General features: G+C 65.6%; 12 protein-coding genes. 9 read left to right on the top strand and 3 right to left on the bottom strand.

Annotated elements, in window-relative coordinates:
* Positions 1-100 precede the first annotated feature (100 nt).
* From uriT to CAFEL_RS07855, 8 genes are all read left to right on the top strand, one after another.
* Complete coding sequence (gene uriT, locus CAFEL_RS07890) at positions 101-1,543, top strand: uridine transporter UriT (protein ID WP_194559626.1); 1,443 nt, start codon at positions 101-103, stop codon at positions 1,541-1,543.
* Complete coding sequence (gene uriH, locus CAFEL_RS07885; protein WP_194559625.1) at positions 1,536-2,525, top strand: uridine-preferring nucleoside hydrolase UriH; 990 nt, start codon at positions 1,536-1,538, stop codon at positions 2,523-2,525. Before uriT ends, uriH begins: the two co-directional genes overlap by 8 nt.
* A gap of 268 nt (positions 2,526-2,793) precedes the next feature.
* On the top strand, positions 2,794-3,609 hold the full coding sequence (locus CAFEL_RS07880; RefSeq protein ID WP_194559624.1) for a trimeric intracellular cation channel family protein: 816 nt from the start codon (positions 2,794-2,796) through the stop codon (positions 3,607-3,609).
* 48 nt (positions 3,610-3,657) lie between these two features.
* Positions 3,658-4,500 (top strand): trimeric intracellular cation channel family protein, encoded by an 843-nt coding sequence (locus tag CAFEL_RS07875; protein ID WP_194559623.1) that lies wholly within the window; start codon positions 3,658-3,660, stop codon positions 4,498-4,500.
* 29 nt (positions 4,501-4,529) lie between these two features.
* Positions 4,530-5,447 carry a DMT family transporter gene (locus tag CAFEL_RS07870; RefSeq protein ID WP_194559622.1) on the top strand — a complete coding sequence of 306 codons (918 nt, stop codon included), beginning with the start codon at positions 4,530-4,532 and terminating at the stop codon, positions 5,445-5,447.
* A 254-nt stretch (positions 5,448-5,701) separates the two neighbouring features.
* Positions 5,702-6,022, top strand: coding sequence for a hypothetical protein (locus CAFEL_RS07865; RefSeq protein ID WP_194559621.1), 321 nt, complete (start codon positions 5,702-5,704; stop codon positions 6,020-6,022).
* On the top strand, positions 6,012-7,406 hold the full coding sequence (locus CAFEL_RS07860) for an NAD-dependent succinate-semialdehyde dehydrogenase (protein WP_194559620.1): 1,395 nt from the start codon (positions 6,012-6,014) through the stop codon (positions 7,404-7,406). Before CAFEL_RS07865 ends, CAFEL_RS07860 begins: the two co-directional genes overlap by 11 nt.
* A gap of 91 nt (positions 7,407-7,497) precedes the next feature.
* Entirely contained in the window at positions 7,498-8,142 is a 645-nt protein-coding gene (locus CAFEL_RS07855; RefSeq protein WP_194559619.1) for a nucleotidyltransferase domain-containing protein, read from the top strand.
* Between the two features lie 368 nt (positions 8,143-8,510).
* Here the strand turns inward: CAFEL_RS07855 and CAFEL_RS07850 are convergent, their stop codons facing one another.
* Together CAFEL_RS07850 and CAFEL_RS07845 are read right to left on the bottom strand one after the other, a co-directional pair.
* Complete coding sequence (locus tag CAFEL_RS07850; protein ID WP_194559618.1) at positions 8,511-9,362, bottom strand: HAD-IIA family hydrolase; 852 nt, start codon at positions 9,360-9,362, stop codon at positions 8,511-8,513.
* Positions 9,314-9,607, bottom strand: coding sequence for an acyl carrier protein (locus CAFEL_RS07845; RefSeq protein WP_194559617.1), 294 nt, complete (start codon positions 9,605-9,607; stop codon positions 9,314-9,316). The genes CAFEL_RS07850 and CAFEL_RS07845 overlap by 49 nt, the downstream gene beginning before the upstream one ends.
* Positions 9,608-9,624: 17 nt before the next feature.
* Between CAFEL_RS07845 and CAFEL_RS07840 the strand changes: the two genes are divergently transcribed.
* Complete coding sequence (locus CAFEL_RS07840; protein WP_194559616.1) at positions 9,625-10,503, top strand: Rib/alpha-like domain-containing protein; 879 nt, start codon at positions 9,625-9,627, stop codon at positions 10,501-10,503.
* 376 nt (positions 10,504-10,879) lie between these two features.
* Here CAFEL_RS07840 and aceE read toward each other — a convergent pair whose 3' ends face one another.
* Positions 10,880-13,675, bottom strand: coding sequence for a pyruvate dehydrogenase (acetyl-transferring), homodimeric type (gene aceE / locus CAFEL_RS07835; protein WP_194559615.1), 2,796 nt, complete (start codon positions 13,673-13,675; stop codon positions 10,880-10,882).
* Positions 13,676-13,707: the final 32 nt, after the last annotated feature.

Here is a 13,707-nt window from a genome sequence, read left to right as displayed (position 1 = left end):
GGTGAGGTGGGCGTCGATAGGCAAAATGCCCCCGCATTTCGGGTGTATCCGCCGCCTTTTTCGTGTAGGCGCGCGGCGCGCAGTGTTTTAAACTGCACGCATGACTACGACAAACACCCCGCTACCAGCAGCGGGGCAGAAGCTGCCGACCAACCAGGTCGTGCCACTGATGACGGCGCTGCTGGTCGCCGTCTTCGCGTTCCAGCTCAACGCCTCCATGCTCGCGCCGGCGCTGCACACGATGGAGATCGAGCTTAACGCCACCACCGCGCAGATCGGCATGACGCAGACGGCGTTCTTCACCGCGGCGGCTGTGTTTGCGCTGTTCATGCCGCGCTGGGGTGATCTGATTGGGCGTCGCAAGGTGCTGGTGTGGATGATGATCGGCACGGTCATCGGCTCGGTTGTCGCTGCGCTGGCCACCAACGTGACCATGCTGTTCATCGGTCGCGTGATCCAGGGTGTGTCCGGCCCGACCGTGGCGCTGACGTCGGTGATGCTGCGCCAGGCGGTGCGTGAGGAGAAGCAGTTCGCGTTCCTGGTGGGCATCCTCACCTCCGTCAACGGCGGTATCGCCGGCATTGACGCGATTTTGGGCGGCTGGCTTACCGACGCCTTCGGTTTCCGCTCCCTCTTCTGGGTCATCGGCGCCGCCGCGCTGATCGCCGTGTTCGCAGTGCAGTACGGCGTGGAAGAGACCAAGTCCGACCAGCTCCAGCCGATGGACTGGAAGGGCGTTGTCGGCCTGGTCGTCGGCGTCGGCCTGGTCCTGACCGCCCTGAACATGGCCGGCGAGCTGGCCGCGGCGAACTGGTTCATGGTGATCCTCCTGCTGGTCATCGGCGGCGCGTCGCTGGTGTGGTTCTGGCGCACCGAGAAGTCCAGCCCGCACCCGCTGATGTCCACCGACCTGCTGTCCCAGCGCCGCACCTGGGCGCTGCTTTTGACCACCACCCTGACCATGACCGGCGTGTTCGCCGTGATGAACGGCCTGGTGCCCAACCTCGCGCAGGACCCGGCAGCGGGCCCGGGCATGTCCGCCGGCGTCGTGTCCTGGTGGACGCTGACCCCGTACGCCCTGGCCGGCCTGGCCATGGGCCCGATCTCCGGCTGGCTCGCGGGTCGCGTGGGCTACAAGATCATCCTGCAGATCGGCATCGCGGGTGCTGCGCTGTCCGTGCTGTTTGGCCTGGTCGTCGTGGGCAACGCCACCCACGGCATGCTGCTGGCGATGTCGTTGCTGGCCGGCATCACGTACGCCGGCATGGCCAACATCATGCTCGGCTCGCTCGGCGTTGTGCTTGCGCCGAAGCACAACCAGGGCTATCTGCCGGGGCTCAACGGCGGCGCGTTCAACCTGGGCGCCGGCCTGTCGTTCACCATCATCTTCGCCGTGTTCACCGCCACCGGCGGCAGCTACCGCGCGGGCATGATCGCCGGTGCGATCCTGCTGGGCTGCGCGTTCGCGGCGTCCTTCCTCATCCCGAAGCCGGAGACCGTTCCGGACACGATCGCCGCAGAGGACCTGGCTGCCCGTGCGTAAGATCATCCTGGACTGCGACCCCGGCCACGACGACGCCGTCGCGATCCTGCTCGCCGCCGGCAACCCGGACATCGAGCTGCTCGGCCTGACCACCGTCGGCGGCAACCACACCATCGACCACGTCACGCGCAACGCGCAGCAGGTGCTTATGGTCGCCGGTCTGCGCGATGTCCCCGTCTTCCGCGGGGTGACGCGCCCTTTGCTTAACGACGTTATCACCGCCGAAGACATCCACGGCAACACTGGCATGGAGATCCACGGCTTCGACCTGCCCGAACCTGCTGTTGAGGTGGGGGAGACGGGGGCGGTGCAGTGGATCGTCGATACGCTTATGCGCGAAGAGCCGGGGACCGTGACCCTGGTGCCCACCGGGCCGCTGACCAACATCGCGCTGGCCGCGCGCCTGGAGCCGCGGATCGTCTCGCGGGTGCGCGAGGTCGTGCTGATGGGCGGCGCGTACGGGGCCGGCAACTTCTCGCCGTCCGCGGAGTTCAACATCGCCGTCGACCCGGAGGCCGCCGCGATCGTGTTCGGCGAGGACTGGCCCGTGGTCATGGTCGGGCTGGACCTGACGCACCAGGCGCTTGCCACTCCTGAAGTGCAGGACCGTTTTCGGGATTTGGGCACGCCGAGCGGCGACTTCCTGGCCGCGCTTGTGGACGCGTTCCGTTCCAACTACAAAAACGCCCAGGGCTTTGACAACCCGCCGGTCCACGACCCGTGCGCGGTGGCGTACGTCATCGACCCGACCGTGGTCGAGACCGTTTCCGTGCCTGTTTCGGTGGAGCTTTCGGGTGCCTTGACGCGCGGGCGCACCGTGGCGGACCTGCGCGCGTTCGGCGCGGCGCTCGCCTCGGGCGTTCCGGGCGGGGGCGCTGCTGAGTCCGCCGTAGACCCGTCCTGCAACACCTCGGTGGCGACGCGCCTGGACGTGGACCGATTCTGGGACCTCGTCGTCGACGCCGTCGAGCGCCTGGGCTGAGGCGCGCCTCCGGCCCCTTCCCGCAAATGGTGAAAGGCAGATGGTGAATGTGCGCAAAATTGGCGCGGATTCACCATCTGCCTTTCACCATCTGTGCGGTTTGCTCGGCCAAGCACCCGCTTTCCAACAAAACCGGCTACCTAGAACCGGTTACCCTGCGAAAATTCGGCTGGTAACCGGTTGTGGGTAGCCGGTTTATGGCATGTGGAGCAACTCCCACACCGACCACCCAGCCGCGCACCTGCCCCGACCGCTAGCCTTGGCGCCCATGGACTTTTCTGATGATGTGGGCACTCTTTACTTTGTCCTCGAGTACACCGGTGTGTTGTTGGCGGCCACGATCGGCGGGACCGTGGCCAAGCGGATGAACTTCGACATTGTGGGGTTCGCGTTCGTGGCGCTGATTTCGTCGTTGAGCGGTGGCCTCATGCGCGACGCCATACTTAACGACGGCCCCGCCGCCGCCATGACCAACCCCGGCTACCTGATCACCGCCACGATCGGCGGGCTGATCGCGTACTTTGCGCCCCTGCGCGGCAAACTGTGGGAGAACTTCCGGTTCTACGCGGACGTGGTCACCATCGGTGTGTGGGCGGTCGGCGGCACGATCAAGGGGCTCAACGCCGAGCTGAGCTGGGTGCCGTGCGTGCTGCTGGCCGTGATCACCGCAACCGGCGGCACGCTCGCCCGGGACGTTGTGCTGCGGCAGATCCCGGCGCTGTTTACCAGCGAGAAGATGACGGTGTTCCCGGCGATCATCGCGTCGGTGATCATGTTGGTGCTCAACCGCTTCGACCTAGTGTGGGAGGGCATGTTGGCCGCCGCGATCGCCGCGCCGCTGTTTGCGTTGGCGGTGTACTTCGGCGGCGACAAGCTGTTGGGGCTCCAGACCAAGCGTCTCGAGCGCCCGCTTGAAGAGAAGATCGGTGAGGCGTTGGGCGTGGACACTGACTCGCGACGCCCGGCCGAGTCCGGCAAGGAGGTGCGCAACGCGCTTGAGAGCGCCTCGGACGAGCAGCTGGTCCAGGCGCTGCGGGTGATGCTGCAAAACGAGGTGCGGGAGAGCACGGAGGCGAAAAGCTAAACCAGAAACCCGCCCCGAAGCCGCGCCAACCCCTTTACGATGGCGCGCATGTACTTCGACAACGTGCTCACCCCCGTGGGTTTCTCGTTTGCCGTGATGGATCTGATCGGCGTGTTCCTCAACGCGTTGATGGGCGGGCTTGTGGCCAGGCGGATGCGTTTCGACGCCGTCGGTTTCATGCTCATCTCCATCATCTCCGGCATGGCCGGCGGCATGATCCGCGACGCCCTGATCGGTGCCACACCGGCGGGCGCGCTGCAGAATCCGTGGTACATCGGCACGGCGCTCGTCGGTTCGCTAGTGGCGTTTGCGCTGTCCATCGGCGGCCGCGCGTGGGAGCTGTTCCGCTTCCACGGCGACATGGTCATCGTCGGCGTGTGGGCGGTCACGGGCACGGTCACAGCGCTGCGTGCCGACGTCACGTGGTTCGGCTGCATCCTCATGGGCGTGCTCACCGCCACCGGCGGGATGGTCATCCGCGAGATGATGATCGGGCAGATTCCCAACATTCTCGTTGACCGCCAGTTGTACGTGGTCCCGGCGATAGTGTCGTCGATAAGCGTGCAGCTCTTCTACGACCTCGGCTGGCAGTCGGTCGGCCTGGCTGTTTCCGCGCTGCTCGGCATTGCGCTGGGTGTGGCCGCGTACTGGCTGGATTGGTCGGTGCCGGGGGTGGAGGCGCTCGCGCCCGTCGACAGCTATTTCACCCGGGTAAAGCACCGGGTCGGCGACAAGCTTCCGCCCGTGTCGTACCGGCAGCGCGCCGCCAACCCCACCCTGATTTCCGCCCCGACGCGCAAGGACGTGCGCGACGAGCTCGCCGCCATCGACGGCGACATCACCCACGACGAGTTCATCGCCGCGCTGTACCGCGCCTACGGGCTGAAGTAGCCGCCGGGCGAGTGTGAAACCATAGGCCCGTGCTTCTTCTCATTGCGCTCGCGGTAGGCGGGCTGATTCCGATCCAGACCGCGGCCAACTCGCGACTCCGCTTGAGCGTGGGCAATAAGCCGGTGGTCTCGGCACTGATCTCGTTCACTGTGGCGCTGCTGGTGGCCGTAATTGCGACGGCCGTGCTGCAGGGCAACCCCGTGCCGCAGTTCGCGGACGGCGTGAGTGCGCCCTGGTGGGTGTGGCTCGGCGGCGCGATGGGGGTGTGCTTCGTGCTGGGCAACATCCTGCTGTTCCCGCGCCTCGGCGCTGTGCAGACCGTGGTCCTGCCGATTCTGGGCCAGGTGATCATGGGGCTGGCCATCGACCGTTTCGGCCTGTTCGGCGCGCCGGTGCTCTCCGTGTCGTTCATGCGCGTGCTCGGTGCGGTGGTGGTGCTGGCCGGGATTGTGATGGTGCTGCGCGCCGGGAAACGGCCAGCCGCGGAGGGCGACGCGGAGGGGCTGGAGCTGTGGCTGTTCCGGGCACTCGGCGTGCTGGTGGGCGTGGGCTCCGCGGTGCAGACGGCGGTGAACGGCTACCTGGGCACGATCGCGGGCTCCTCCATGCACGCCGGCGAGATCAACCTGGCCGTTGGTGCGGTGTTGCTGCTGGTGGCGGCGCTGGTGACCAGCCCGCGCCAGCTGGTGCGGCGGCCGGAGCGCGGGCCGTGGTGGATGTGGCTCGGCGGCCTGGTCGGCGCGACGTTCGTGATCTCGGGCGCGACCCTGGCACCGCTGCTTGGTACCGCCACGACCGTGATCGCGTTCAACGCGGGCACCATCGCCGCCGGCCAGGCGCTGGAGGCGCGCGGGGCGTTCGGGGCGCGGAAGAATCCGCTGACCGCGACGCGCCTGGCGGGCCTAGTGGTGATCTTCCTTGGCGTGCTGGCGGTGCGGCTGCTCTAGGCCCCTCAACCTCAACCAAAGCTCGAGCAAATAGGGGGATCAACCAGCGGTTGAGGGTTGCTCGAGTCAACTGGTGTGAAGCAGTATCGGCCGAGAGAAATCAGAGGCCGTTGGGGAAGACGAACCTCTCGTCTCACACTCCGCCGCGCGGACTAGTCACCCGCCGCGGCACTCCCGCCTAGTCACCGGGGATGGAGTGTGCCGCCATCGATGCGGTCACGCCCAAAAGGCGCCCGCAAGAAGGGTCCCCACCAATGACGACAACACTGGCCGCACCCACCTGCCGCGCCCCGCGCACCCGACTCGCGTGGACATTCTGCGTTGAGGGGATGCCGGTGCGGGAGCGACGGAGCGTCGAGAAGCAGATGCTTTTGCTTCCCGACGGCGCGCCCGGCGAAATCTGGTTCACCCGCTGGCAGCGGCGCGCGGACCGCACGTACTCGTGCCGCGAAACAATCCTGGCCACGCAAGAGGAGATCGAGCCGTTTGCGCAGGCCATGGACCGGCTTTCACGCGAGAAAAATTTTGTGGCGAGCCTCACGCCACGCTCCTACGATGGGCCGCATGTCTACTAAATACCGCGTACAAAACCCGAAGAACAACGAGATCGTCGAGTCCTTCGACTTCATCACCGACGACGAGCTCGAAACCGCGCTGGCCACCGCAAACGACACGTTCAAGCAGTGGCGCGAGAAGAGCTTCGAGGAGCGCGCCGAGGTGCTGCGCAAGGTCGCGAAGCTTTTCGACGAGCAACGCGCCGAGCTCACCCGCATCATCGCAGAAGAGATGGGCAAATCGGTCAAGGAAGGCGACGGCGAGATCAACGACGTCGTCGAGATCTTCAACTACTACGCCGACAACGGCGCGGAGTTCGGCGCCGACGAGGAGATCCCGAACGAGCGCGGCGGCACCTCCGTCATGCGCAAGGTCCCGCTCGGCGTGATCCTGGGCATCATGCCGTGGAACTTCCCGTACTACCAGGTCGCCCGCTTCGCAGCACCGGCGCTGATGGCCGGCAACGTGGTGATGGTCAAGCACGCCGAGATCTGCCCCTGCTCCGCCGCCGCGATTGAGAAGATCTTCGACGAGGCGGGCGCGCCGAAGGGCCTGTACACGAACCTGTACGCCAAGCACTCGCAGGTCTCCACGCTGATCAACGACGACCGCGTCCAGGGCGTGTCCCTGACCGGCTCCGAGCGCGCCGGGCGCACCATCGCCTCCCAGGCCGGCCAGGCGCTGAAGAAGTGCGTGCTCGAGCTCGGCGGCACCGACGCGTACGTCGTGCTGGATTCTTCCGACGTGGCTAAGGCCGCCGAGACCGCGTGGAACAAGCGCATCGGCAACGTAGGCCAGGCCTGCACGTCCAACAAGCGCATGATCGTCATGGAGGACATTTACGACGAGTTTGTGCAGGCGTTGGTGGACCTGGCGTCGTCGTATAGCGAAGGCGACCCGCTCAACCCCGGCGAGGGCAACGAGTTCTACCCGCTGTCCTCCCGCGACGCCGCCGAGCTACTCGCGCAGCAGCTGCGCCTGGCCGTGGAGGAGGGCGCGAACCTGCGCGTCGGCGGCGAGGTCACCGGCAAGGGCGCCTACATCACCCCGGCCGTGATCACCGACATCCCGGTCGGCTCCGACTCCTACTACGAGGAGTTCTTCGGGCCCGTGGCCGAGGTGTACAAGGTTTCCTCCGAGGAGGAGGCGATCGAGCTGGCCAACGATTCCCGCTACGGCCTCGGCGGCGCGGTGATGTCCGAAGACGCCGAGCGCGCCAAGAAGGTCGCCGCGAAGGTCGACACCGGCATGATCCACGTGAACATCCCGCAGGCGCGCGGCGCCGAGCTGCCGTTCGGCGGCGTGAAGGCATCCGGCCTGGGCCGCGAGCTCGGGCCCCTGGGCATGGACGAGTTTGTCAACCACCAGCGCTTCTACGTCGCCGGCTCCGACTCGGCGGTGTAACTCGGGGGCCTGGTGGCCCGGGGCCTGCTTGGCCGTGTCAATTTTGACGCAGGTGTTTCAAAAATGACACTCACGTGTCAAAATTGACACTGTGAAGCTTCAGAACCCGTTTACTGCCATCTGCTCCGACGCAGATGCAGCGGTGCTGCTCGCACTTGGCCGGGCGCCCGTGGAGCTCACTGCTCAGCAGGTTTACGGCCTGGTGGCGGGTCCGTCGCTGTCCAGCGTGCGCCGTAGTTTGGAACGGCTCGCCCGGAGCGGGGTTGTTCTTGAGCGGATGCTGGGGCAAGCGAGGGGCTACTCGCTGAATCAACAACACCTGCTCGCCGCCCCGATCCGGGAAATCGCTCACGCGACCGAGGAGCTGTACTCCCGCATCGCGCAGTCCCTGGATGCTTGGCCCGTGAGCGTGTCGGGGTGCGTACTTTTCGGCTCGGCGGCCCGGGGCGAGATGGGGGATTCCAGCGACATTGATTTGCTCATTCTGGTGGACAGCGAATCGGCGGCGGTGCAGGCGGAAAACGGAGCGTACGAGCTATCCCGGCAGGTAGAAGCCTGGACAGGGGTGCCCGTCAACGTTGTCGTGTGGACGCGCGGCCAGGAAAACCCGGGCGCGATCGTCGACAACATAGCGGGCGAGGGCAAGACCATATACGGTGACCCGCAAGAAGTTCGGGGGATTCTGAGGGGGATTCGTGGCACCACGAGCGGGCAAGGGCAAGACCGCGCAAGCTAGCAACGCTGTCTTGCGCAAGCGGATGCTCCGCGTAGAAGAGCACCTGGAGTTGGCGCAATTCGCGGAGGGCGAGTTCGGGGCAAACGCTGTGATCTCGAGCTACATCAACGCAGCGATCGGAGCCGGTGATGTGATCTGCGGAGCGCTGACCGGTGAATACAACCGATCTGCCGATCACTTCGAGGCGGTGCGCATGCTCGAATTGGCTGGTGAAAAGGATGCCGCGAAGGCCTTGAACACGGTGCTGCAAAAGAAGACGATGGCCAATTACAGCGACGTCGGCCTTAGCGAAGTGCAGGTTAAACAGACTTCGAGGCTGTCAGTGAAGCTCGTCAATAGGGCGCGCCAACTCGCGCCGTCGACTGCGACTACTCGCTGCCGCTTCCGGTGTAGAACCCGTCGCCGAACGGATCCCAGATCCGCTCCACCAGGTCCGCCACTGAATCCAGCACCGCGGTGGGGCGGAAGGGGTACTTGGCTATCTCGGAGTCGTCGGCGATACCCGAGCGCACGAGCACGGTGCGCATACCCGCCTCGAGGCCGGCCTTGACGTCGGTGTCCATGCGGTCGCCGATCATCACCGTGTTCTCGGAGTGCGCGCCGATGTTGTTCAGCGCCGAGCGCATCATCACCGGGTTCGGTTTGCCCACGTAGTAGGGCTCCATGCCGGTCACGGCGGTGATCATGGTGGCCACGGACCCGGTCGCCGGCACCACGCCTGCGGGCCCCGGGCCGGTCAGATCCGGGTTGGTGGCGATGAACCGCGAGCCGTTGCGGATCAGGTTCGACGCGGTGGTCAGCGCTTCGAAGGAGTAGGTGCGGGTTTCGCCCAGCACGACGAAGTCGGGGTCCGTGTCGGTGAGGATCCAGCCGATTTCGTGCAAAGCCGTCGTCAAGCCAGCTTCCCCGATGACGTACGCGGAGGCCTCGCCTGCCTGTTGCGACAAAAACTTCGCGGTCGCCGTGGCGGAGGTCCAGATGCGCTCCGGTTCGATGTCAAGGCCCATGCGCATCAGCTTTGCGGACAGATCGCGTGGGGTCTGGATCGAGTTGTTGGTCAGCACCATAAAATCGATGTCTTCGCTGCGCAGCGCGCCGACGAACTCCTTGGCGCCGGGGATGATCTCGCCCTCGCGGTGCAGGACACCATCCATGTCGGTCAAATACGAAATCACTGGTGTTCCTCCACATAGTCGGCGAGGTCTTGGGCGGTGGTGCATTGGGCGTAGACGTGCTCGTCGATAGGCACTGCGAACTCCTCCTCGATGCGAACGGCGAGCTCAATACGGCTTAACGACGAAATCCCGCTCCCGTCAATCGTTGTTTCCGGTTCAAGCTCGACGCCGGAGACGTCCTCCACGAGCTCCGCGATGCGCGCGAACGTGCCCCGCGCCTCCGCCTGCTCTTGGGCGTCCGAGTCGTCGGCGAGCAAGCCGCCAAGGTCCAACCGCTGCGAAAGTTCCATGCCGTTATGATAAGCGCATGCAACGCTTCGCACTCCCGGCCGTGGTTGTCGTCGCCGCCGGCCTGATCGCGCCCGCCGCCTCCGCCGCGATGGCCGACGAGTACACGCCGCACTTCGACCCCGCGCCGCGGCACGTGCATTTCAAACCGAGCGATGGCTACACCGAGACCACCGAGTACGAGCTTCTCGGCGTGCCGGAGGGGACGGTATGGAAGCAGACCGGCGAAGACACGCTGCGTAACAAGGCGCAGCTGTTTAACGGAGAGCGCGAGTATGTGAGCCAGCCCCTTGCCGTCCGGTTAAACAACTACACCAGGGAAGCGCCTCCGCAGCCGGGGGAGAACGTCATCGAATTCGCGATCCGCGTGAAGTTCCCAGACGGGTCGCATGAGCTGTACCCGCAGAAGATCAAGCTGACCTCCGATGATGCGTTCTACTACAACCCGGTTTACGACGCCCGTGTCCCCGCCGATCCCGGCCAGACCCTGACGCTGACGCCAGAGAATCAGTTCCACCTAGACCTACCGACGAATGCGGAGTGGAAAGTCACCGGCGGCGATGGCTGGGACTGGAGCGTGGACCAGGCGACCGGAACCATCACAGCGAAAGTGCCGACCGACTCCTACAGCGACGCAAACTTCGAGGTCGTCACCGTGTTCGAGGACGGGAGCGAGCGCAGGACATGGACAGCCATCGACAACTCCGGGCAAGGCGTGACGCTGCCCGAGGACCCGGCGCTGCAGCCTGAGCCATCGAAGCCGGCTCCTGCGCCCGAGGCAGAAACGGGCTCGTCCACGGCACAGAAGCTCGGCCTCATCTTCGGCGTCCTCGCACTTTTGGTTGGCGCAGCCGCCTTCACGTGGCCGCAGCTGCAACAGTTCCTGCCCAAGATGTAGGGGACCGTTGCAGTAGCGGCGGACGCCGGGGCTTGCCGCAAATTTGTTCACCCGGGTTCTGCGATCCAGTGAACGAATCTTCTTTCCCCGTGCAATTTGTTCACTCTGCCCAGGTCGGATGCTCGAATGGTGCGGGATCATTCACCACGCCGTGAACAAATTTGCACCGGGCCGCCAAACCAGCCGTTTGGACGGCACTCCATGACGGATCGCGGCGGAATCTGTCAGCGGGCCCGCATCGGCCCAGGTCGGCGCAAGTGTCCGCTGTAATCTGTCAGGCACCCCTGCCGAACCCCAAAAAGGCACAACAAAAGGGGCGTTCCGCAACCGGGAACGCCCCTTCGTCGCTAGGCGCTAAGCCCAGAGCCCCAAAGAACTACTCGGCGGCGTTCTCCGGGCCGACGTCCTCGCCGTCCTCGTCGGCGGCGGTGGCGGTCGGGTCGTCGATCTTCAGGTCCTTGGCCGCCTGGGCAGCCACGGAGCGGTCGATCTTGCCTTCGTTGGCCAGGCCGAGCAGGGCGGCGACGGTCATGGACTCGGCGTCGATGTTGAAGAAGCGGCGGGCGCCTTCGCGGGTGTCGGCGAAGCCGAAGCCGTCGGCACCGAGCACGATGTACTGGCCCGGGACGTAGGCGCGGATCTGCTCCTGCAGGTCGGACGCGAAGTCCGAGGTCGCGATGTACGGGCCGGAGGTCTGCTTCAGCTGCTTGGTGGCAAACGCCTCCTCGACCTCTTCACCCGGGTTGAGCAGCTGCTCGGCGGCCTTGGCCTGGCCCTCGCGGGCGAGCTCGGTCCAGGAGGTCACGGAGTAGATCGCGGCGCCGACGTTGTACTTCTCCTGCAGGATCTCCTGGGCGCGCAGCGCCTGCTGCATGCCCACGCCGGAGGCGAGGAGGGAGACCTTGTTGTCCAGATCCTTGCCTTCGTCGTAAAGGTAGATGCCCTTGTGCAGGCCCTCCACGTCCAGGTTCTCCGGGCGTGCCGGCTGGTGGTGGGGCTGGTTGTAGACGGTGATGTAGTACATCACGTTCTCGTCCTTGCCGGCGCCCTGGCCGTACATGCGCTCGATGCCCTTGGAGATGATATAGGGCATCTCGTAGGCGAACGCCGGGTCGTACGGGATGACGGCCGGGTTGGTGGACGCCAGGATCGGGGAGTGGCCGTCCATGTGCTGCAGGCCCTCACCGAACAGGGTGGTGCGGCCGGCGGTGGCGCCGATGATGAAGCCGCGGCCCATCTGGTCGCCGGCGGCCCAGAAGTTGTCGCCGGTGCGCTGGAAGCCGAACATCGAGTAGAAGATGTACATCGGGATCATCGGCTCACCGTGGGTGGCGTAGGACGTCGCTGCGGCGATGAAGGAGGCCGACGAGCCGTCCTCGTTGATGCCCTCGTGCAGGATCTGGCCGTCGGTGGCCTCCTTGTAGGACAGCTGCAGGTCGTGGTCCACCGGCACGTAGTTCTGGCCGTGCGGGTTGTAGATCTTCAGCGTCGGGAACCAGGAGTCCAGGCCGAAGGTGCGGGCCTCGTCCGGGATGATCGGGACGATGCGCTTGCCCAGCTCCTTGTCGCGCATGAGCGCCTTGAAGGTGCGCACGAGCGCCATGGTGGAGGCGACTTCCTGCTTGCCGGAGTCCTTGAACAGCGCCTTGAAGGTCTTTTCAAACTCCGGAAGCTCGACCGGGGAGTAGTCCTGGCGGCGCTCCGGCAGGTAGCCGCCGAGCTCCTCGCGGCGCTTCTTCAGGTACTTGATCTCCTCGGCGTCCTCGCCGGGGTGGTAGTACGGCGGCATGAACGGATCCTTCTCCAGCTCCTCGTCGGAGATGGGGATCTGCTGCTTGTCGCGGAAGAGCTTGAGGTCCTCCAGGGCCAGCTTCTTCATCTGGTGGGTGGCGTTGCGGCCCTCGAAGTTGTGGCCGAGGCCGTAGCCCTTGACGGTGTGGGCGAGGATGACGGTCGGCTTGCCCTTGGTCTCCAGGGCGCGCTTGTAGGCGGCATAGACCTTGCGGTAGTCGTGGCCGCCGCGGCGCAGGTTCCAGATCTCCTCGTCGGTCATGTCCTCGACGAGCTTCTTGGTGCGCTCGTCGCGGCCGAAGAAGTGTTCGCGGACGTAGGCACCGTCGTTGGCCTTGAAGGTCTGGTAGTCGCCGTCCTTGGTGGTGTTCATGATGTGGACGAGCGCGCCGTCCTCATCCTTTTCCAGCAGTTCGTCCCACTCGCGGCCCCACACGACCTTGATCACGTTCCAGCCGGCGCCGACGAAGAAGCTCTCCAGCTCCTGGACGATCTGGCCGTTGCCGCGCACCGGGCCGTCGAGACGCTGCAGGTTGCAGTTGATCACGAAGGTGAGGTTGTCCAGGCCGTACAGGGAGGCCATCTGGATCAGGCCGCGGGATTCCGGCTCGTCCATCTCGCCGTCGCCGAGGAACGCCCAGACGTGCTGCTGGTCGGTGTCCTTGATGCCGCGGTCCTGCAGGTACTTGTTAAAGCGTGCCTGGTAGATGGCGTTCATCGGGCCGAGGCCCATGGACACGGTGGGGAATTCCCAGAACTCCGGCATGCCGTGCGGGTGCGGGTAGGACGGCAGGCCGCCCTGCTTGCGGGAGTGCTCCTGGCGGAAGCCATCCAGGTCGTCTTCGCTCAGGCGGCCTTCCATGAAGGCGCGGGCGTACATGCCGGGGGAGGCGTGGCCCTGGAAGAAGACCTGGTCGCCGCCCTGCGGCGCGTCCTTGCCCTTGAAGAAGTGGTTGAAGCCGACCTCGTACAGCGCCGCCGCGGAGGCGTAGGTGGAGATGTGGCCGCCGACTGCGATGCCGGGGCGCTGCGCGCGGTGCACCATCACTGCGGCGTTCCAGCGCATCCAGCGGCGGTAGCGCTTCTCAATCTGCTCGTCGCCCGGGAATTCCGGCTCGAGCTTGGTGGGGATGGTGTTGACCAGGTCGGTCGAGGACAGCGCCGGCAGCGGCACACGCTTTGCGTTGGCGCGCTCGATCAGGCGCAGCATGAGGTAGCGTGCGCGCTCCGGATCGGATTCTTCGAGCAGCCCGTCGAGGGAGTCCATCCATTCCTGGGTTTCCTCGGGGTCCGCATCATGCAGGTAGGACGCCACGCCTTCGCGCAGCGAGAGAATGTTGGTGTCAACCTCGGACGCGGTCTTCGCGCGAGCGTCTTCCATGTTGGTCTCTTTCTGGGCCACTTCAACCTCCT

It is taken from the genome of Corynebacterium afermentans subsp. lipophilum (assembly GCF_030408375.1).
GTDB classification, from domain to species: Bacteria; Actinomycetota; Actinomycetes; order Mycobacteriales; family Mycobacteriaceae; genus Corynebacterium; species Corynebacterium lipophilum.
This window is presented reverse-complemented; position numbering and strand designations above follow the sequence as displayed.